This window comes from Pelagihabitans pacificus (assembly GCF_009371985.2).
In the GTDB taxonomy this organism is placed as follows: Bacteria; Bacteroidota; Bacteroidia; order Flavobacteriales; family Flavobacteriaceae; genus Pelagihabitans; species Pelagihabitans pacificus.
Genome location: NZ_VIKU02000003.1, coordinates 500,417 through 521,197, shown reverse-complemented (window position 1 = coordinate 521,197; position 20,781 = coordinate 500,417). Strand labels below are relative to the sequence as shown.

Below are 20,781 nucleotides of genomic sequence, written 5' to 3'. Positions count from 1 at the left end.
AATTACAAACCTAAGCTATCGCGTAAAGGTAAGTAACTGTTGCTATTTTTTTGCCAATAGGGACTTTTTATTCTTTCCATTTTTGTCGCTGTGGAAACCATTGTTTTAGCGTTGCCTCCAAAACCACTTTTAAACGACTCCGACCAACTTTCAATCGAATAGGGAAAGGCGGTCGTGAAGGTTATTTTTAGGGTTCTTTCGAGTTCGGGGTAGTCGACTTGGTAGGTGCTAAATCCCTTTTCATCAATTAAAGTAGCACTTGCCTTATACGGTTTTAGTTGCTTATGGGACAATCTTATATATTCCAAGGATGGAATCATTTCCAAAGTGCCCACGGGTAGGGAAGTAGGATTCACCCGTATCTTGTTCCAGACCTCGTTTTCCAAGGCAGTTTTATCTAGCTGAAACTGTTGATCGGCCTCACCCTCAAAATAAGAATGGGACAGCACCTCATAGGTATCCCTGTTATTCAATTGCGCATACACTTGGCCGCACCATTCCTGTGAAGAAAACGATACTTTCAATGCATGTGTATTGTCGTGAACCGGGTAAAAACTGCTGGTCATAATCGAATAGGGATAAATGCCTGTGAGGTAATTTTTAGTACTGTTCAGTTTTAGTACGGGAACATTGTCAGGATTCTTTCCATTCGCCTTTACCTGTACCTCCGGCAAAAAAGGTTCGGTCACATAGACCAGTACCGAGCTGCCCTCACGTAGTTCCCCATAACGGGCCTGCTCTAAGTGATAGGAAGTGATTTCGGCCTCTCCGGCATACCAATACTCCTTGAAGTCTTCGGACAGTTCCTTTGTTGGACTCGTTTCCTTTACGGCAGCTTTTCCGGCAACCATCGCCATCTCTTGGCTTCGGGAACTCTTTTTGTCATCGCAGGACGCTAATGGGCAAACAAGAAAAATTAGAAAAAATACAATTATCTCGAATCTAAGATACGGTTTCATAGGCAGTGATTTTTTGTCAAAAGTATCGAAAAACCTTTAGCCCGCCATGTCTGTTAACGTTTTGTAAAGTATATGGGTGGGAAGTCCCATAACATTGGTATACGACCCTTGGATCTGCTCAATGGCCGTATGTCCCAACCATTCCTGAATACCGTAGGCACCTGCCTTGTCATAAGGTTGGTACTGATCGATATAGTACTGGATTTCGTCATTGGTCAGGGGTTTGAATTTTACCCGTGTGGTATCATGAACCGTTCTTTTGCCATCTATGGTGGCAAAACAGATAGAAGTGATTACTTCGTGCCAGTCCCCGGAAAGTGTTTTGAGCATCTTGAAGGCTTCTTGACTATCTGCCGGCTTTGCAAGGGAGGTGTCATTGTGCCATACGACGGTATCCGAGGTTATTAGAATCTCGTTGGGGGCCAACGTACCATCGAAGGCGGATGCTTTTAGTTCCGCCAAATAATCGGAAATTTGGTTTCCTTTTAAGGAGGGTGGATACACTTCTTCGGTAGGTTGTAGCCTTATTTCGAAATCAAGCCCGAGTTCCTTGAAGAACTGCTGCCTTCTGGGCGAACCGGAAGCCAAAATAATCCTGTAGTCCCTGAGCCTATCTTGGAGCATAATATTAGGCGTTTTGGGCATCGAAGTTTCCATACCAATCCCCGCGTACTTTCAACACCTGTTCGATAACATCGCGCACACATTCATCCCCACCCGCTCGATGGGAAATATAGTTGCTCACCGCCTTGACTTCCGGAACCGCGTCCTGCGGACAAGTAGGTAACCCAACCAGTCGCATCGGAGGAATGTCGGGTAGGTCATCCCCCATATAGAGCACGTTTTTCGGGTCGATTTCATAGATGTCAAGATATTCCTTAAGGGGTTCTTCCTTGTGATGGGCACCGAGATAAATATCGGTCACTCCAAGTCCCTTTAACCGATTGCGCACCCCTTCATTGGTACCCCCGGAAATAATACAGACATTGTATCCTTTATCCAGGGCGGTCTTCAGGGCATACCCATCTTTTACGCTCATTTTTCTGTACATCTCACCTTCGGTCGTTATCAACAAAGTACCATCGGTAAAGACACCGTCTACATCAAACACGAAGGTGGTTATGTTGTTTAAATACTCTTTGTAGCTCTTTTCCAAGAATGTAAGTTTAGGTTCTATGGGGATGCGCTTTCAGGCTGTAATCCCCAAATTATATTATTTTTTTAAAGGTGCTTTTGATAGGTTCGTTTTATAGATTTGCTTAACAGTGAATAGAGTTCTTTCTGCCATGGACTGTTAAGTAGCCCTAGCTGTTTATCCATGGTCGCTTTATCCCCTCGCCTTGCCGGACCGGTCTGCATCTCATAAGGAGATTCAAGTTCGATTTTCTTGGCGGTCTCGGTAATAAGCGGCTTCAAAATATCGAACGGCACCTGATGTTCCTCGCACAGTTCGTGGGCCAAGTGGTATAGGTGATTCGTGAAATTATTGGCAAAAACCGCAGCTAGGTGCAGACTTCTTCGCTGTCTCGAATCGATGTCGTAAACCCGATCCGAAACGGATGCTGCCAAGGCTCGGAGTACTGACTTATTTTTTTCGGTATTCGCCTCGATGCACAGGGGCACCGATTTGAAATCTATCGGGCGTTCTTTGCTGAAGGTCTGCAAAGGATAAAAAATTCCGTGGTTCCCATGTTGTGCCAACACCTCTAGAGAGACGCTTCCGGAAGTGTGCGCAATCAAACCTTTTCTTCCTATGAGTGACTCCGATACGGTTGAAATACTATCATCGTTGACAGCAATGATATAAACGTCCGGGTCTTCGATGACTTCATGCATTCCGAAGACCAATGCTTCTTCCTCAAAGTATTTTACCGCATCTGGATTACGTCCCAACACTTGAACGGTTTCGACCGCAGTACTGGCCGAAAAAGCATCGAACAGGTGTTTGGCAACGTTTCCGGTACCTAGAATGACCACTTTAAGCATGCCCAAAAATACAATAAAATACAGCTTTGCAGCTTTAGAAATAATTAACAATTTTGTTTAACCATATATAGGCTTTAATGTGGTACAAAAAGAGAAAAAGGTGGTATTTTTGCCTGCTGAAAACCAAAGCGTCCTTCGATGACAGAACTGCTCAAGAAAATTTTCTTTTCGACCCGTTTAATGGCCGTTTTGTTCCTGGTTTTTGCTGTGGCGATGGGCATTGGCACCTTTGTAGAAAGTAAATATAGCACTGAAACCGCCCGTATTTGGATTTATAACACTACTTGGTTCGAAGTCATCATGGTGTTCTTTGTCATTAATTTTATCGGTAATATTTTTCGGTATCGTTTGCTGCGTTGGGAGAAATGGCCTGTTTTGACGCTTCATTTATCGTGGATATTGATCATTGTAGGCGCCTTTGTCACCCGTTACATTAGTTTTGAGGGAATGATGCCCATTCGGGAAGGCAATTCGGAGAAGGTGTTTTATTCGGACAAAACGTATCTCACCGCCTTCGTCGATGGGGAGATCAATGGGGAACCCAGACGTAAGACACTTCAGGAAGACATTATTGTTACACCGGAGGCCATTAAATCCGATCTGCCATGGAATTCCGATTATAATGGACAGCCTTTTACCATCGCCTACGTAGATTTTATGAAAGGCGCCAAGGAAGGTATGATCCCGGATGAAACCGGAACCCCTTTTCTTAAAATCGTAGAGGCCGGCGACGGTCAACGGCACGAACATTATTTGGAAGAAGGGAAAGTCTCCAGTATCCACAATGTTCTTTTCGCTTTGAACAAACCGACCGATGGTGCGATAAACATCATGGCCACGGATAGCAGTTATCGGATTCGTTCCCCTTTTGAGGGAAGTTTTATGCGGATGGCGGATCAATTTCAAGGTCAATTGGCAAAAGACAGTATACAGGAATTGCAGCTGCGATCGCTCTATACCCTAGCCGGAATGCAATTTGTGATTCCCGAACCCATCGTCAAGGGACGCTATGGAATTGTGGAGGTCCCAAAAAATGAAATTACCGAGGCTACGCTGGATGCTTTGGTAGTGGAGGTAAGCGCGAACGGAGAAACCGTTCGAAAAAAAATATTGGGCGGTAAGGGAGTTGCCCAATTTTCGGATAAGTTTTCGGTGGGCGGACTCGATTTTATGCTCAGTTACGGATCAAAGGTGCACGAACTGCCTTTCAATATTAAACTGAACGACTTCATCGCCGAAAAATATCCCGGTACGGAAAAGGGATATGCATCCTTTATGAGCAAGATCACGGTAGAGGATGAACGCCCATTTGATTACGATATCTATATGAACCATGTATTGGATCATGAAGGGTACCGTTTTTTTCAATCCAGTTTTCATCCCGACGAAAAAGGAACCGTCCTTTCGGTCAACCACGATCAATGGGGCACCTGGATTACCTACGTCGGTTACTTCCTGCTCTATGCGGGACTTTTAGGGATCATGTTTTTTGGAAAGACCCGCTTTAAGGAGTTGGCAAAGTCTCTCGATAAACTCAATTCGAAAAAGAAGACACTCGCCACCATCGTTATTTTTGGTATGTCATTGACCGTAGCCGCCCAGGAACACTCCGAAGGGGACGGCCATGACCACAGCCGGCAGGCACCGACGGCGGAGCAGATCGACTCTATGATTATGGCGACCGTAGTTTCTGAGGAACATGCCGAAAAATTTGGTAAGCTCGTCATCCAGGACGAGGGTGGCCGTATGAAGCCCATCAATACTTTTTCGTCTGAATTGTTGAGGAAGCTGAGTTTGAAGAATAAGTTTAAGGGAATGAATCCCGATCAGGTGTTTCTATCGATGATGGCCAATCCGGCACTTTGGTACAATGCGGAGTTCATCGCCATTGATAAAAAAGGCAAGAACGACAGTATCCGTAAAATTATTGGGGTTCCGGAAGGACAACGTTATGTAAGGGCCATTGATTTTTTTGATGAAAAAGGCAACTACAAGTTGGAGCCATTTTTGAGGGAAGCGACCGCTACCAACAATCCGAACAAATTTCAACAAGACTACAAAGACGCCAACATACGACTAAGTTTACTCGATCAGGCTTTGCAGGGAAGCATCGTCAAAATTTTCCCGCTACTGAACGATGAGAACAACAAATGGATTTCTGCTTTGGAGTTCCGTGGGGGGCAGTATCAGGTATCTGATTCGCTCTACGCCAATTTCATCAAAAACGCTATACCCTATTACCTGATGTCCTTACAAAAGGCTCGGCAGACAGGAGACTACACCGAAGCGGATAAGCTATTGGAAGCCTTCAAGCAGAATCAGAAGAACCACGGGAGCGAGGTGCTTCCGTCTGAAAAAAAGATAGAGACAGAGGTGGTCTACAATAAACTGAACATTTTTGGTTACCTCTGGCGCTTGTATCCTATCGTTGGTTTGTTCATGTTCTTTGTCCTGGTATTCCAAATATTCAAAGACAGGGCTATTTGGCGGGTAGCCGTGTATTTTCTAAAGGGAACCATTATTATCCTTTTCCTCTGGCATACGGCGGGATTGGCATTGCGATGGTATATTTCGGGACATGCCCCTTGGAGCAATGCCTATGAGAGTATTTTGTACGTTGCCTGGGCGACCACGGCCATGGGGCTTTCTTTGGGAAGAAAAAATGACATGACCATTGCGGCCTCAGCCTTTGTGGCTGGGATGCTGCTCTGGATCGCGCATCAGAACTGGGTTGACCCCGCTATTGGAACCCTACAACCGGTACTGGACAGTTATTGGCTTATGATTCATGTGGCGGTCATAGTGGGTAGTTATGGGCCGTTGACCGTCGGAATGATTCTTGGTTTGGTGGCCCTTTTACTAATGATATTGACCACCAGAAAGAACAAGGTCAAGATGGAAACCAATCTGAAAGAGTTGACCATTATTAACGAAGTAACGTTGACCGTTGGTTTGATTATGCTTACCATCGGCAACTTCCTGGGGGGTCAATGGGCCAATGAAAGTTGGGGGCGCTATTGGGGTTGGGACCCCAAGGAAACCTGGGCCCTTATTTCAATTATGATTTATGCCTTTGTGATACACACCCGTTTGATACCGGGGCTTCGCGGAAAATGGACCTTCAATTTTCTCAGCGTGGCAGCTTTTGGCAGTATTATGATGACCTACTTTGGTGTCAACTATTATTTGGTCGGGCTTCACAGCTACGGACAGAGTGGGGCAGCGGCCATCACGCCCGATTATGTATGGTATATTGCTTTGGGAGTGGCGGTACTGGGCGCCTTCAGCTTTTGGCGGTACAAGGTCAATTATGTTAAATAAGCAATGCTTTCCCCATTTTTTGAAAATATTTTACATCTTTGTAGTATCATGAAGTTATAAGAATTATGTTTTTTATAGATGTCATAGGCCTCGTCGCCAGAAAAAAGTAAATGACTTTCCACAGTACTTTTTTTTGACATCTTCTCTTTTCTTCCAACATAATTCTTTTAAAATGACGAATCACAATAATTTCACCCTAAAAAAACTTTTTAAGTCTTTTATCATTGCCGTAACCGGTAAGGAAACCGAATTCACATCGGGCAGTATCCGAAAGGCAATCTTTATGCTGTCGATTCCCATGATCCTGGAAATGATGATGGAGTCGATTTTCGCCATCGTCGATATTGCCTATGTTTCCCAGGTCAGTGTCAATGCGGTGGCGACCATCGGTCTTACGGAATCGGTCGTAACCTTGGTCTATGCGGTCGCTATTGGACTGAGTATGGCCGCCACTGCCGTGGTAGCCCGTCGAATCGGGGAGAAAGATGTGCAAGGTGCTCGGGAGGCGGCCGTACAGGCGATTGCACTGGGGGTACTAGTGGCCCTTCTGGTGGGGATCGTTGGTTTCCTATATGCCAAGGAGATTTTGGCGCTTATGGGTGCCGAACCCGATTTGATTGCCGAAGGGTATGGGTATACCCAACTTTTAATAGGAGGTAACATCACCATTCTTTTGTTGTTTTTAATCAATGCTATTTTTCGTGGAGCTGGCGATGCTTCGGTCGCCATGTGGGCGTTGGTACTCTCGAACGGACTTAATATTATCCTTGACCCTATCTTTATTTTTGGATGGGGCCCCATACCCGAGTTCGGGGTAATGGGTGCTGCTATCGCTACCAATATTGGGCGGGGCACGGCCGTGCTGTTTCAATTGGCTATATTGTTCTTTGGATGGAGCCGAATAAGGATCGGGATACGGGATTTGGTCATTAACTTGAAGGTAATACTGAATCTGTTAAGGGTTTCCGCCGGTGGGATTGCCCAATTTCTGATTGGTACGTCCAGTTGGGTATTTTTAATGCGGATCATGTCCGAATTTGGAAGCGAAGTCTTGGCCGGTTACACGATCGCCATACGGGTCATGTTGTTTACCTTAATGCCCTCTTGGGGAATGAGTAATGCAGCTGCTACGCTGGTTGGCCAGAATTTGGGTGCGAAGAAACCCGAAAGGGCCGAAATTTCCGTTTGGAAGACCGGAAAGTATAATGCCATCTTTATGGCAATCGTTTCCGTCGTATACCTGCTATTTGCCAAAACCATTGTGGGTTGGTTCAACGATAATCCAGTGGTCATTGAAAATGGGGGACTATGCCTTCAAATCATTGCCGCCGGCTATATCTTCTATGCCTATGGCATGGTAGTGACCCAAGCGTTTAATGGGGCAGGGGATACGGGAACCCCGACCAAAATCAACCTTGTCTCCTTTTGGTTGTTTCAGTTGCCGATTGCCTATATGGCGGCCATTACCTTTGAACTGGGTCCGGTAGGTGTCTTTGCGGCGATCACTTTGGCCGAGGTATTGTTGGCCATTATTTCCATGGTGTGGTTCAAAAAGGGATACTGGAAAAAGGTTCAGGTGTAGCTGTTCATCTAGGTGGTTTGCTTTTAGGACATTAGAAGTAACGGTAGTTCTCCCTATTCGCGGCATGGTAGGGAGGGCACTACCACGGCCCATCTTTATATTGGAACAAGACTGGCTTATTTTTTAAATGATTTCCATAACTTTAACTTCTGTAAATCTGTAATAATGAACCAAAAGAAAAAAGGCCTAAATACCATTTGTACCCATGTAGGAGAGGTTGCGGATGAGGTGTTCAAAGGAGCGATCTCCCCATTGTACATGAGTACTTCCTATGCCTTCGAGGATGTAGATGTAAAACGGTATCCCCGTTATTTCAATACGCCTAATCAGGAAGCCTTATGCAAGAAATTGGCCGCCCTAGAGAATGCAGAGGCGGCGTTGATTTTTGGCAGCGGCATGGCAGCGGTAAGTACATCGATTATGGCATTCCTAAAGGCAGGTGACCATATCGTACTGCAAAGGACGCTATACGGCGGGACCTATAATCTCGCCACCGAAGAGTTTGAAAAATATGGCATTTCCTATTCTTTTACAGATGGGTTACGCCCAGAAGACTTTGAAATAAAGATACAGGAAAAAACCAAGGTGATTTATATCGAAACACCGTCAAATCCACTGCTGACCATCACCGATATGGCAGCAATTGCCAAGATTGCCAAAAAGAACGGTATTGTTACGATGATCGATAATACGTTCGCAAGTCCCGTAAATCAGAATCCCATTGATTTTGGTATCGATGTGGTCATCCATAGTGCGACCAAGTACATGGGCGGGCATTCCGATATCTGTGCCGGGGCCGTTGTTTCTACCCAAGAAAATATGGAACGCATTTTTCAATTGGCCAAAAATTTAGGGGGAAGCCTTAGCGATTATACGGTTTGGCTGTTGGAAAGAAGTATCAAGACCATGGGACTACGGGTAAAGGCCCAGAATGAAAATGCCCAGCGCATGGCCGAATATCTCTATGGACACGACGACATCCAAAATGTTTACTATCCCGGACTTCCCAGTCATCCCGACCACCAGTTGGCAAAATTACAGATGCATGGTTTTGGAGGGATGCTCTCTTTTGAACTACACGAGCAGTTGGATGCTTCCTTATTTCAAAAATCCTTACAACTTATCAAATCATCCATGAGCTTGGCCGGGGTGGAGAGTACGGTCTTATCACCGACCCAAACCTCCCATGCGCTTCTTGGTCCGGAAGAAAGGGCACGGCAGGGGATAAAAGACGGACTCATCCGTTTTTCCGTGGGTATCGAGGAGCCGGAGGATTTGATAGCGGACATCGAACAAGCACTTGAAAAAGTGCGGTCCAAGGTGGTCACCACATCGCATTGATTCACACTAATCATAATGAAGTTTTATACCAAACCTTAATGCTTCACAATACTAAATAACTCCTATGAAATTAGACATACTGGCTTTCGGCGCACATCCCGATGATGTGGAACTGGGCGCGGGAGCAACTGTAGCAAAAGAAGTGGCCAATGGAAAAAAGGTCGGTATTGTCGACTTGACCCGTGGAGAGCTCGGCACTCGGGGATCGGCCGGGATTCGGGATCAGGAGGCAGAGGCCTCGGCTAAAATACTGGGAGTTGCGGTTCGGGAGAATTTGGAGTTTGCCGATGGTTTTTTTGTCAATGATAAACCGCACCAACTCGAAATCATTAAAATGGTCCGAAAATATCGCCCTGAAATTGTGCTGTGCAACGCCGTGAACGATCGCCATATCGACCATGCCAAAGGTAGCAGTTTAGTGAGTGACGCCTGTTTCCTAAGTGGACTTGTCAAGATAGATACCAAATTCGCAGGGGAGGAGGAGTGGCAGGAACCTTGGCGTCCAAAGCAGGTGTACCACTATATACAATGGAAAAACCTGGAACCTGATTTCGTGGTAGATGTTTCCGATCATATCGGGAAAAAGAGGGAGGCCATCCTCGCATATAGCTCACAGTTTTACGATCCAAAGAGTGATGAGCCCGAAACGCCGATAACCAGCAAGAATTTTATCGATAGTATTATTTACCGGGCCAGGGATTTGGGTAGATTGGTCGGCGTTGAATATGCAGAAGGTTTCACGGTAGAACGTTTTGTAGCCGTTGATAGCCTTGACAAATTGATTTAGCTGGCTTTTTGGTACTGTTTTTTGGCCTTGGGTACGGTGAAGTAGAAACAGGTACCCTGTTGGGGGACGCTGTCGACCCAAATCATTCCGTTGTTTTTTTCGACCATCTCTTTGCAAAGTGAAAGACCAAGTCCGGTTCCTTTCTCGTTATCGGTGCCATAAGTGGTAATGTAGGAACTCTCATGGAAAATCTTTTCCTGTGTCTCTCGATCCATTCCAATACCGGTATCCTTTACCGATATTTCCCAGTAATCGTTCATTTCCCGTGAATCGATTGTAACCAATCCGTTGGAAGGGGTAAACTTGATGGCATTACTTATCAGATTTCGAATAACAATGTCGATTTGATCACTATCGGTCCATGCAATCGTATTTTCCGCGATATGACTTACCAGTTTAATAGACTTATTCGTGGCAACTTCCGATAATAGATTAATGTTATCGGTCACGAGGTGGTCGATCGAGGTGATCGAGGGTTTGGTAATGAGGCCGTTCATTTGAGCCTGTCCCCATGAAAGCAAGTTGTTCAAGGTGAACGATATATGGTCGATATCCTGAGCCAGCTTTGGAATGAAATCCATGAACTCGCTGTTCTTGATTTCCCCGTTTCTCAAAAGGTTCAACAACCCTTGGAAAGCACCAATGGGACCTCGTAGGTCATGTGCCACTATCGAAAACAATTTGTCCTTTGTTTCGTTGATACTTTTGAGTTCTATCTCATTTTTTTCAAGGATTTCCGTCTTAAGCCGTAGCTCTTCATTAAGGTTTTTCTGGATTTTTTCACTTCGATGCACCAAATAGGTGACGACAATGAAAATCAGCAGAATGGCCAGGGCGGCATTGACATAGTTTCTCTGGGTAGCCAGTTCTTTCTCGTTCTGCAAGATGAGTTCCGCTTTTTGCTTTTCGTGTTCGGATTTGGTTTTCAAAAGAGAAAGGCTCTTCTGGTTTTCTATACGGGAGATGGTGTCCGAGAGCTGTTGGTAGAGTTCATGGTAACCAAGGGCAGCGGCATAATCCTGTTTGTTCTTATGTATTTTATAAAGTGTTTTGGCACATTTTTGTCTTCCTTCAGTAAAGTTGATCTTGGTCGAAATTTCGAACGCCTTTATGGCATATCGCTGTGAGATACTATCTTTTTGAAGTCCGAGATAGGTCTCTGCAATACCGTTGAGCAAGTCGATTTCCGCCCTATTGTCTTCCAAGGAGGAGTGAAGCATTTCGCTTTGGCTGTACCAGAACAATGCCCAATCGAATTTTTGTTGTTTCAGATAAATCTTCCCCTTCACCTCATAGGCATATGCCAACCAATCTTTTATATTATGCCTTTCAAAAACCGAGATACTGCTGTTGATATTGAACATGGCATAGTCCATTTCCTGCATATCGGCATAAATGGAAGCCATATTTGCAAAGGTCTCGGCGGAACTTACCTCATCGTTCAACGTTTCGTTTATTCTTTTAACCTTCTTGTAGAAAAATAGGGCTTGTTCGTAGTCTTTTTGGGAGGCATACAGGCTGGCGATATTTTCAGTGATGATCGAACGCATTTTATTATTCTGATATTTCTCGGCAATTTCAAGACCCTCAAGATAGCCGTTAAGCGCATTTGCATAGTCGCCTTTATAGCCATACTCGCCGGCCAGATTATTTTGGGCCCTCAGAAGCAGATGCTCATGATGTAAGGCTTTGGCAATCTCTAGCGATGAGCGGTAATTCGCAATGGCTTCCTTGGAATTTCCTTTGTCCGAGTAGTAGTCTCCCAACGACAGCAAGGCTTTGCTTTCTCCGAGTGGATACCGGGCCGCTTTACTGTGGGCCAGTGCTTTCATTGAAAGTGATAATAGGCTGTCGGTATTGTAAAAACGTTGCGCGGTAGCCAGCTCATTTAATAAATCGATATAAACCGTATCCTTCACTGAAAAGCCTTTCTGGGATGTAAGCTGTCGTATCTCCAGTAACAGACTGTCATTTTTTTCCTGTTGCGCAAAGAGCAAGGGAGCGCAAACGCATAAAAATAGCGGTAACAGGGCTCGAGTAAGCCAATTCGGATAGAAGTTCAGCGCGTAGGTTTTGATTCGGGGCATGGTTGTGCTGATTGGTACCGACTAAATTACTTTAAGTGTTTGGGATAGCGTAAAATATGTTGTGTACGGGCGATTTTTGTGTGTTTAGGCGTCAAAAAAGTGCATTTCACCGATAATCCCGATGATATACAGATTAGGATCAACGCATTTGGCACCCATTTATACTTCTATACGCCCGAAAATAAGAACATATTTATTTTGAAAGATCAGCCAAAAAAAATTACCTTTGACACCGCTTTGAAATGGTGGTTGTAGCTCAGCTGGTTAGAGCGCTAGATTGTGGTTCTAGAGGTCGCCGGTTCGAAACCGGTCTTCCACCCAAAAAAATACAGACCCTGTCCGATTGGATAGGGTTTTTTTGTCGGGAAGTCTGGAGATTGGATTGGGTTGATCACTGATGTTACGGGGCGCACCGGGCATTGCGGCTTCCCTACAATAGGCAGATTCTTTTCCTGAACAAAGAGCCCAAGCCAATTGGGATGTTCCTCAATCAGTAGCACAACAAAAAACCGCTATCCAATAAAATTGTGGACAACGGTTTCAAACGTTTCGGTCGTAAATCTTACCTCGTAGCTTTGTCGACTACCACGCGTGCATCGCGATTGGCCACTTCCCAGGCGGTATGAAAAATCAAGCGGGTCCTATTTTCCAAAAGATCGTAATTTATTTTGTCAGGTGTATCCCCGGGGCGGTGATAATCGTCATGTGTACCGTTAAAATAAAAAATTATCGGGATGTTATTTTTGGCGAAGTTGTAGTGGTCACTTCGGTAGTAAAAGCGATTGGGGTCGTTTTCATCGTTGTAGGTATAATCCAATTCGATGTTCATATATTTTTTGTTGACCGCTTCCGATAGTTCATGAAGATCGGTACTGAGTTTGTCCGAGCCAATGAGATAAACATAATTGCGGTTTCCTTCCCTTTTGGGATCGATTCGACCGATCATATCAATATTGAGGTTGGCGACCGTTTTTTCCAGCGGTACTAACGGTTCCCTATCAGTATAGTATTGGGATCCCAACAAACCTTTCTCCTCGCCCGTTACATGTAGAAAAACGATGGAGCGTGCTGGCCCGTTGCCGGCTTGGGCAGCCTGCTTGAAGGCCTCGGCAATTTCCAAAAGGGCTACCGTTCCCGACCCATCATCGTCCGCACCATTGTTGATTTGCCCATCGGCAGTTACTCCTATATGATCCAAATGGGAGGAAATAACCACGTATTCATCCGGTTTGGTCGATCCCTTGAGGAGGGCGACCACGTTTTCGGAATCTACGTCCGAGTTTGAGGCTTTCAGTTGTACGTTCAAGGAAGCGGGCACCTCCTGTGGCGTATTATTCGTGAGAATATCGGCCATCATTTTTTTGGCTGTTTCCTCGGTTAAAAAGATTTGGAAATAATCCTCTTCATTTTCTTCCTTAAGCGACATTTGACCACTATTGTTCCTCTTCATATAATCGAAATAGCGTTTGAAACGCGGATAGTTCTGCGAATCGAAATAAAACATGCCCACAGCCCCTTTTTCCTTTGCCAATGCACTTCTTTTCTCTATCGCTTCCGACATATTGCTCCAAATGGATGCTTCGTAGGAGCCAGACAAGGTATAGGAGCCATCCTCGTTCTTGGGTTCCCCGGCCTTGACCAAAACCACTTTTCCTTCGACATCCAATCCGCTATAGTCCGAGTAGTCACCTTCCTCGATTCCGTAACCTACGTACACGATGCCATCGTAATTACCCTCGTTAGCGGAAAAGGTTAGGAAATCTTTGCCAAGTGCCAACTCCTCGCCGTTGAAACTGATGGAACCCTTGGGCAGCTTCATCATCTCTAGCGGTACTTTTTGAAAATAATTATCTCCACCCTTGGCAGCAGGAATACCTAACTTTTGGTATTCCTCTTTTAAGTAGGCTACTGCTTTCTTCTGACCGGGCGTTCCGGTCTCCCTGCCTTCGAACTCGTCGGAAGCATAGGTGTAAAGATGGGTTTTTAGTTCCTCTGACGTTATCGATCCCGCATAGGTTTCAGGACCTATCGTTACCACTGCCGTTGTTTCAGGTTGGACGACCGTTTTCTGGGAAGAATTACATCCCAAGGTAAGTCCCAGGACAAGCAATGCTATTTTTTTCATTTCAAAAAGAATTATCAAGTTCAAAATTTTCCAAAAATAACGAAAATAGCGGTTTCGAATAGATTACACTGTTAAAATCACAAAATAGCCGATGGGAGTACCCCAAAGAATAGATTCCGCTGAATCTAGCTTGCCAATACTAATCCGATCCAAATGTGGCCGAAACTTGTTTGAAGGAAGCTTTCTTTCCCATCTTGTTCTAAAGGAGTATTGGAGTTTTCACAGGTCGGTATTGATCGTTCATAACTAAAGGAATCACCGACCCCGCTGGGAATAGGTAAAAATGCCCTGGTCCGTTCATTGATAATTAGTGGCTACGGTCATTTTCCCTTTAAAGCTTGAAGGAGTCATTTTCTTAATTCTTTTAAAAGACCTGTTAAAATGCGATACCGAATTGAAGCCCGATTTTTCTGCAATTTCTGCTATAGGAAGTTCCAAGGGGCCTGCGAGTAATTCGCAGGAATGGGAGATTCTGAGCTCCATCAAAAATTCAAAAAAAGTTTTGTTCGTATGTTGTTTAAAAAACCTACAAAACGAGGGCGGGGTCATATGGGACCGCATGGCTATATCGGATAGGGTAATCTCTTTGTCAAAATGGTTCATGACATATTCAAAAACCAACTGAAGCCTTTTACCTTCGGTATGCGATATTTTTTTTCTGGAAACAAAAGCGGCAAGTTCCCTTTTTTTGGCAGCATTTATTTTCTGTATTAACCGAAGAAAGTGTAAAAACCTCTCAAACTTTGAAGCCTTGGGTAGCGTTTCCATTATCTTTCGTATCGATTTTAGTTTCGAGCAGATTTTAATTCCACCTCCGATAGTATCGTAAAATAAGTTCACTTCGGATAACTCCGGAACTTCGAAGAATCCTTTCCCAAAGCTCTCGAGGGTAAAGAAAAGCGAAATCATGTAGGCCCTATTGCCTCCTGTAGCACTTTGAAAAAGGTGGGGGCTTTGGCCACCGATTACGAAAATATCTCCTGATGTAAAAGGGTTGATACTATCGGAAACAATCAGTTTGCCTTGTCCGGATAGTACACAACTTACCTGGATTTCCTCATGCTGGTGTAACAGAGGGTAAAATGTATCTCCCTTATCGACTTGAATGATCAGGTTGTACTGAACGGGTTTCGGTATTTTAAAGGGTTGGACCTTCATTGAATTAAATGTATGCGAATTTTGGGATTAAATTGTGCTCATAATGAATTATATGGTTAAAATACGCACATTTTTGGTTAATATGGGATTAACTTTTGGTATGGTAAGGCGGTTATTTTTGTTGTAAATTTGAAAATATAGAGGATATGAAAATACAATGGCAAGGCATTATGCCAGCGGTTACCACCAAGTTTAGGTCGGATGATAACTTGGATTTGAATATGTTCGCGAAAAATATTCACGCACAGGTAGCTGCGGGTGTACACGGTATCATCCTGGGTGGTTCATTGGGAGAGGCGAGTACGCTACGAAGTGATGAAAAGGAAACATTGATAAAGGAGACCGTTCAATTGGTCGAAGCAAAGATTCCAGTGACCATGACGATTGCAGAACAGGCTACCCGCGTAGCTATTGAAGCGGCCCAACAAGCGGAAACGGCCGGGGCCGATGCGCTAATGGTTTTGCCACCGATGCGGTATAAGTCTACCGATTATGAAACGATTGCCTATTTTAAGGAAATTGCTTCAAATAGTAATCTACCCATCATGATTTATAATAATCCGGTAGATTATAAAATCGAAGTCACGGTAGACATGTTCGAGTCGCTACTGGAGCACCGAAACGTACAGGCGGTGAAGGAGTCTACACGCGACATCACCAACATAGGGAGGTTGCGTAATCGTTTTGGCGACAACTTAAAAATCTTATGTGGGGTAGACACCTTGGCGCTTGAAAGCCTGCTCGTTGGCGCGGACGGGTGGGTTGCCGGACTGGTCTGTGCTTTTCCCGCCGAGACGGTGGCCATTTATGAATTGGTAAAAGCCGGGCGTATTCAGGAGGCAATTGGGATTTACCGATGGTTTTTACCATTGTTGGAACTGGATATTAGCCCACAATTGGTACAGAACATCAAATTGGCGGAGGTTGCCACCGGTATAGGTACGGAGCAGGTACGTGCACCACGTTTACCTTTACAAGGAGCCGAAAGGCAAAGGGTTCAGGCCATTATAGAGGAAGCATTGCGCTCGCGGCCGGAACTACCCGATTATAAAATGTTAAATACCACGGTATAAACGCCGAGACAACAAACACAAATTAATATGCTGACAGGAAAAAACTACATCGGATTTGACCTTTCCGCCGAGGGGGACACCACCTATCGCACTTTCAACCCTCTTCTGAATGTTGAGAACCCGACGATTTTTTCGGAGGCCTCCGAGGAGGAAGTCGATATGACCGTGACCCTTGCCGCCAAGGCTTTTGATGCATACCGTGCTATTTCGGGTGTGCAAAAAGCGGATTTTATAAACGCCATCGCAGATGAAATTATGGCATTGGACGATGAGCTCGTCAACATGTACTGTGCCGAGACGGGACTTCCGGAAGGAAGGGCGAAAGGGGAGCGTGGCAGGACGGTTGGACAGTTACGTTCCTTTGCCGATTTGGTAAGGGACGGCTCTTGGGTAGAGGCCACCATCGACACGGGCATTCCCGATAGAACGCCCTTACCAAAACCGGATCTACGAAAAATATTGGTACCATTGGGCCCTGTGGTCGTGTTCGGGGCCAGTAATTTTCCGTTGGCATTTTCTACTGCCGGAGGGGATACCGCTGCCGCCCTGGCAGCAGGTTGTCCGGTAATCGTGAAGAGTCACCCCATGCATGCGGGAACGGGTGAACTGGTGGCATCGGCCATCATAAAAGCCGCCAAAAAAACAGGGATGCCCAATGGTGTCTTTTCTAACCTGAACAGTAGCGGCATTGAAGTGGGGGTGCAACTTGTAAAGCACCCTAAAGTGAAGGCAGTCGGTTTTACCGGTAGTATTGGAGGGGGTCGCGCCTTATTCGACTTGGCAGCACAACGGGAGGAGCCCATTCCCGTCTTTGCGGAAATGGGGAGTGTGAATCCCGTTATAGCATTACCATCGGCTCTTTCGGAAAAAGGAAACGAATGGGCCAAAAACTATGCAGGTTCCATTACGTTGGCTGCCGGACAGTTTTGTACCAATCCAGGATTGATTTTTGGACTTCGGAGTGCTTTCTTGGATGGTTTTATTAAATCTTTGGGAGAGGAAATCGAAAGATTGGATCCCAATTGTATGTTGCATCCGAACATCCATGACAAGTATGAGAGGGGAAAAAGCGAACTCTCCAGTCAGGCAGGGGTTACCATAGCCGCCTCCGTCGAATCAGGGGTAGCTCCCAATTATGCGACACAAAGGATACTGACCGTAGACGGCGATGAATTTCTGAAAAACCCGACCCTACACAAAGAAGTATTCGGCCCTTTCTCAGTTGTGGTGCGTTGTAAAGATGAAATGGAACTAACTACTATCATCAGTAATTTAGAGGGCCAACTGACTGGAACCATATTGGGGAGTTCAGAGGAAATATACAAGTATTCAGGGGTAGTGGAGGCCCTTCACGGAAGGGTGGGCCGTCTTATTTTTAACGGGGTGCCTACAGGTGTCGAGGTCTGCCCGGCAATGCAGCACGGAGGGCCGTATCCTGCTTCGACCGATAGCCGTTTTACGGCGGTGGGCGTCCATTCCATAAAAAGATGGGTACGTCCCTTGAGCTATCAGAATTGGCCCGACATTGCTTTACCTGATGAACTAAAGAATAACAACCCATTAAAAATCAGTCGATTAGTTGATAATAAATTCACTCAGGATGCTTGGTAGAATCCGCATGAAAAGGTTTTTTTCGATTTCTATCGTACTACTATTGTTCGTTCTAACTTCCGGTTGTCAAGAACGATCACAAGATGCTGCCGATCATCTGGCGGCAATCATCAAGCGCTACGAAGACCATAAGGGTTATGATAAGGAAACCTACCCCTTAGGTCTTTTTACAAAAGAGCACTTCCGTGCCGAGGCGGAATTCGCCGAGAAAATGAGACAAGAATTGTTAGAGATCGACGGCGATCATCTCGGGGAAACCGACAAGATATCCTTGGAGTTATTGAAGTTCGTACTACAGGATAAAATTGACTATTATCATTACGAACGCTATCTAAATCCCTTGCTATCCGATTCGGGTTTTCACAGTAGCCTAACGTACAACGTTCGCCCGTTAACGAATTACGAGCAGGTAGAAAAATATCTGAAGAAACTGAAAGCCATTCCAGAATTCGTAAACCAGCATTTCGTAAATCTACGGGAAGGACTGGAAAAAGGAGTTTCCCAACCCCGGGTCATCTTCGAAGGATATGAAAGTACCTATAACGACCATATCGTGGAAAATTATCAGGACAGTTATTATTATTCTCCCTTTAAGGACTTGCCGGAGGGCCTTTCCGATGCGGTAAAAGATTCGATTCTAGAGGCTGCAAAGACCGTTATCGAAACCGAGGTAACCCCCCAATTCAAAAAAATTAAATCTTTTTTCGAGGAAGAATACCTGCCAAAAACCAGGACCGTTATCGGAGTATCGGAGACTCCGACGGGAAAAGAGTACTATCAAAATCGTATCAACTTTTATACCACGAGTACGGATTATACCGCAGAGGACATCCACCAAATTGGATTAAGGGAAGTAGCCAGGATCAAAGGCCAGATGGAAAAAATTATCGAAGATTTGGAGTTTGAGGGCAGTTTTGCGGATTTTCTTGAATTCCTGCGTACCGATGAGCAATTCTATGCAGAGACCCCAAGACAATTGTTGATGATCGCAAGGGATATGGCGAAACGCGCCGATGGGCAGTTGCCACGGTTTTTCAAGACCTTACCCAGAAAACCCTATGGGGTGGCGCCAGTGCCCGATGCCATTGCCCCCAAATACACGGGCGGAAGGTACGTAGGCACCGAAAAGAACAGTACCGATCCCGGATATTATTGGGTAAATACCTATGATTTGCCGAGTAGAACGCTTTACACCTTACCTTCCTTAACGGTTCACGAAGCCGTACCGGGACATCATTTGCAGGGGGCGTTAAATGCCGAGCTTGGCGATAGTATTCCCCAATTTAGAAAAGACCTCTATCTTTCCGCCTATGGTGAAGGTTGGGGGTTGTACACCGAATTTTTGGCGGAAGAAATGGGGATGTACACGACCCCTTACGAGCATTTTGGAAAACTCACCTATGAAATGTGGCGCGCTTGCCGTTTGGTGGTCGACACCGGAATTCATGCAAAAGGCTGGACTCGGGAACAGGTAGTGGACTTTATGGCCTCGAATACCGCTTTGTCGCTACACGAAGTGAATACGGAGACCGACCGATACATCTCGTGGCCTGGTCAGGCACTATCCTACAAAATAGGGGAGCTAAAAATTCGAGAGCTTCGGAAGAAGGCAGAAGCAGCATTGGGCGACCATTTCGATATAAGGGAATTTCACGAGGTCGTGTTAGGGCAGGGTACCGTAACCTTGGCAATTCTCGAAGACCGCATCAACCGCTATATTCAACAGACAGCTCATGGCTCGTAGTACCTTTGTCTGTATCGATGCCCATACCTGCGGGAATCCCGTGAGGGTCGTTAAAAGTGGAGGTCCTATTTTGTTCGGGAAGTCAATGGGTGAAAAACGGCAACATTTCATCAAGGAGTACGACTGGATACGTCGGGGCCTCATGTTCGAACCAAGAGGGCATGACATGATGAGCGGTAGTATTTTTTATCCACCATCGCATCCGGAAAACGATTTTGGTATTCTCTTTATTGAAACCAGTGGTTGTCTTCCTATGTGCGGCCATGGAACGATCGGCGCTATCACCGTTGGCATCGAAGAAGGCCTTTTACACCCTAAAAAGCCTGGAATCGTGCGCATGGAGACACCGGCCGGACTGGTAGTTATCGAGTACCGGCAAACGGGAAAAAAAGTAGATTGGGTACAGCTTACCAATGTGAAGTCGTATTTGGCGGCGGCAGACTTGTCCGTCGATTGTTCCGGGTTGGGTGAGTTGCTGTTTGACGTCTCCTACGGTGGAAACTTCTATGCGATCGTAGACCCTCAAACCAATTTTTCCGGGATACAGGATTTTTCCGCCAGCGAACTCGTTCGGTTCAGCCAAGAAATACGGGAGAAGATCAATCAACAATACACGGGTCAATTTGTCCATCCCGAAGATGATACCATTCGAAATGTCAGCCATATTTTATGGACAGGCGCGACCATTTCCCCACATGCAACGGCTAGAAACGCTGTTTTTTACGGGGATAAGGCAATCGACCGTTCTCCTTGTGGTACCGGTACCTCGGCGCGTATGGCCCAGTGGTATGCCAAAGGAAAGTTAGAGGTAGGGGATGAATTTATACATGAAAGCTATATCGGTTCCCAATTTGTTGGAAAGGTCGTAGAAGCGACCGACCTTGCCGGAACCCCGGCCATTATTCCCAGCATTAAAGGTTGGGCCAGGGTGTACGGGTACAATACGATTATCATAGACGATGATGATCCCTATGCGCATGGGTTTCAAGTATTATAGATTGATTCCT

At 45.4% G+C, this 20,781-nt stretch carries 15 protein-coding genes and 1 tRNA gene; 9 read left to right on the top strand and 7 right to left on the bottom strand.

The window, feature by feature from the left end; translation table 11 throughout:
- Positions 1-2 precede the first annotated feature (2 nt).
- The 4 genes from FK220_RS12915 to FK220_RS12900 form a co-directional block, all read right to left on the bottom strand.
- Positions 3-959, bottom strand: a complete 957-nt coding sequence (locus tag FK220_RS12915) for a septum formation inhibitor Maf (RefSeq protein WP_152574740.1) — start codon at positions 957-959, stop codon at positions 3-5.
- A 36-nt stretch (positions 960-995) separates the two neighbouring features.
- A complete protein-coding gene (locus FK220_RS12910) occupies positions 996-1,583 on the bottom strand; it encodes a Maf-like protein (protein WP_152574739.1) in 588 nt (195 codons plus the stop codon).
- Between the two features lie 4 nt (positions 1,584-1,587).
- Positions 1,588-2,115, bottom strand: a complete 528-nt coding sequence (locus FK220_RS12905) for a KdsC family phosphatase (RefSeq protein WP_152574738.1) — start codon at positions 2,113-2,115, stop codon at positions 1,588-1,590.
- Between the two features lie 65 nt (positions 2,116-2,180).
- The gene (locus FK220_RS12900; protein WP_152574737.1) at positions 2,181-2,945 is read right to left on the bottom strand and encodes a Rossmann-like and DUF2520 domain-containing protein; all 765 of its coding nucleotides are present in this window, start codon (positions 2,943-2,945) and stop codon (positions 2,181-2,183) included.
- Positions 2,946-3,083: 138 nt separating this feature from the next.
- Between FK220_RS12900 and ccsA the strand changes: the two genes are divergently transcribed.
- The 4 genes from ccsA (at position 3,084) to bshB1 (ending at position 9,976) form a co-directional block, all read left to right on the top strand.
- Complete coding sequence (gene ccsA, locus FK220_RS12895) at positions 3,084-6,266, top strand: cytochrome c biogenesis protein (protein ID WP_152574736.1); 3,183 nt, start codon at positions 3,084-3,086, stop codon at positions 6,264-6,266.
- A 172-nt stretch (positions 6,267-6,438) separates the two neighbouring features.
- Positions 6,439-7,848 (top strand): MATE family efflux transporter, encoded by a 1,410-nt coding sequence (locus FK220_RS12890; protein WP_152574735.1) that lies wholly within the window; start codon positions 6,439-6,441, stop codon positions 7,846-7,848.
- Positions 7,849-8,013: 165 nt separating this feature from the next.
- Positions 8,014-9,189: a trans-sulfuration enzyme family protein gene (locus FK220_RS12885; protein ID WP_152574734.1), complete on the top strand. Its 1,176-nt coding sequence runs from the start codon at positions 8,014-8,016 to the stop codon at positions 9,187-9,189.
- A 64-nt stretch (positions 9,190-9,253) separates the two neighbouring features.
- Positions 9,254-9,976: a bacillithiol biosynthesis deacetylase BshB1 gene (gene bshB1, locus FK220_RS12880; protein WP_152574733.1), complete on the top strand. Its 723-nt coding sequence runs from the start codon at positions 9,254-9,256 to the stop codon at positions 9,974-9,976.
- Here the strand turns inward: bshB1 and FK220_RS12875 are convergent.
- Positions 9,973-12,063, bottom strand: coding sequence for a tetratricopeptide repeat-containing sensor histidine kinase (locus FK220_RS12875; RefSeq protein ID WP_152574732.1), 2,091 nt, complete (start codon positions 12,061-12,063; stop codon positions 9,973-9,975). The genes bshB1 and FK220_RS12875 overlap by 4 nt on opposite strands.
- Positions 12,064-12,307: 244 nt before the next feature.
- Between FK220_RS12875 and FK220_RS12870 the strand changes: the two genes are divergently transcribed.
- Positions 12,308-12,383 (top strand) — tRNA-His (locus tag FK220_RS12870).
- A gap of 242 nt (positions 12,384-12,625) precedes the next feature.
- On the opposite strand, the gene FK220_RS12865 is transcribed toward FK220_RS12870, so the two are convergent.
- Positions 12,626-14,188, bottom strand: coding sequence for a M28 family metallopeptidase (locus FK220_RS12865; RefSeq protein ID WP_152574731.1), 1,563 nt, complete (start codon positions 14,186-14,188; stop codon positions 12,626-12,628).
- Between the two features lie 297 nt (positions 14,189-14,485).
- Positions 14,486-15,346: an AraC family transcriptional regulator gene (locus FK220_RS12860; protein WP_152574730.1), complete on the bottom strand. Its 861-nt coding sequence runs from the start codon at positions 15,344-15,346 to the stop codon at positions 14,486-14,488.
- Between the two features lie 146 nt (positions 15,347-15,492).
- Between FK220_RS12860 and FK220_RS12855 the strand changes: the two genes are divergently transcribed.
- The 4 genes from FK220_RS12855 to FK220_RS12840 are packed head-to-tail and all read left to right on the top strand — an operon-like array spanning position 15,493 to position 20,771.
- On the top strand, positions 15,493-16,419 hold the full coding sequence (locus FK220_RS12855) for a dihydrodipicolinate synthase family protein (protein ID WP_152574729.1): 927 nt from the start codon (positions 15,493-15,495) through the stop codon (positions 16,417-16,419).
- Between the two features lie 27 nt (positions 16,420-16,446).
- Positions 16,447-18,030, top strand: coding sequence for an aldehyde dehydrogenase (NADP(+)) (locus tag FK220_RS12850; RefSeq protein ID WP_152574728.1), 1,584 nt, complete (start codon positions 16,447-16,449; stop codon positions 18,028-18,030).
- A complete protein-coding gene (locus tag FK220_RS12845) occupies positions 18,020-19,774 on the top strand; it encodes a DUF885 domain-containing protein (RefSeq protein WP_238719008.1) in 1,755 nt (584 codons plus the stop codon). Before FK220_RS12850 ends, FK220_RS12845 begins: the two co-directional genes overlap by 11 nt.
- Positions 19,764-20,771, top strand: a complete 1,008-nt coding sequence (locus FK220_RS12840) for a 4-hydroxyproline epimerase (protein WP_152574727.1) — start codon at positions 19,764-19,766, stop codon at positions 20,769-20,771. The genes FK220_RS12845 and FK220_RS12840 overlap by 11 nt, the downstream gene beginning before the upstream one ends.
- Positions 20,772-20,781 lie beyond the last annotated feature (10 nt).

What these genes read in the sequence shown, in the direction of transcription:
- FK220_RS12860 (WP_152574730.1), bottom strand. Translation starts at nt 15,346, where the DNA reads ATGAAGGTCCAACCCTTTAAAATACCGAAACCCGTTCAGTACAACCTG.
- FK220_RS12850 (WP_152574728.1), top strand. Translation starts at nt 16,447, where the DNA reads ATGCTGACAGGAAAAAACTACATCGGATTTGACCTTTCCGCCGAGGGG.
- FK220_RS12845 (WP_238719008.1), top strand. Translation starts at nt 18,020, where the DNA reads ATGCTTGGTAGAATCCGCATGAAAAGGTTTTTTTCGATTTCTATCGTA.
- FK220_RS12900 (WP_152574737.1), bottom strand. Translation starts at nt 2,945, where the DNA reads ATGCTTAAAGTGGTCATTCTAGGTACCGGAAACGTTGCCAAACACCTG.
- FK220_RS12915 (WP_152574740.1), bottom strand. Translation starts at nt 959, where the DNA reads ATGAAACCGTATCTTAGATTCGAGATAATTGTATTTTTTCTAATTTTT.
- FK220_RS12885 (WP_152574734.1), top strand. Translation starts at nt 8,014, where the DNA reads ATGAACCAAAAGAAAAAAGGCCTAAATACCATTTGTACCCATGTAGGA.
- FK220_RS12865 (WP_152574731.1), bottom strand. Translation starts at nt 14,188, where the DNA reads ATGAAAAAAATAGCATTGCTTGTCCTGGGACTTACCTTGGGATGTAAT.
- FK220_RS12875 (WP_152574732.1), bottom strand. Translation starts at nt 12,063, where the DNA reads ATGCCCCGAATCAAAACCTACGCGCTGAACTTCTATCCGAATTGGCTT.
- ccsA (WP_152574736.1), top strand. Translation starts at nt 3,084, where the DNA reads ATGACAGAACTGCTCAAGAAAATTTTCTTTTCGACCCGTTTAATGGCC.
- FK220_RS12890 (WP_152574735.1), top strand. Translation starts at nt 6,439, where the DNA reads ATGACGAATCACAATAATTTCACCCTAAAAAAACTTTTTAAGTCTTTT.
- bshB1 (WP_152574733.1), top strand. Translation starts at nt 9,254, where the DNA reads ATGAAATTAGACATACTGGCTTTCGGCGCACATCCCGATGATGTGGAA.
- FK220_RS12840 (WP_152574727.1), top strand. Translation starts at nt 19,764, where the DNA reads ATGGCTCGTAGTACCTTTGTCTGTATCGATGCCCATACCTGCGGGAAT.
- FK220_RS12855 (WP_152574729.1), top strand. Translation starts at nt 15,493, where the DNA reads ATGAAAATACAATGGCAAGGCATTATGCCAGCGGTTACCACCAAGTTT.
- FK220_RS12910 (WP_152574739.1), bottom strand. Translation starts at nt 1,583, where the DNA reads ATGCTCCAAGATAGGCTCAGGGACTACAGGATTATTTTGGCTTCCGGT.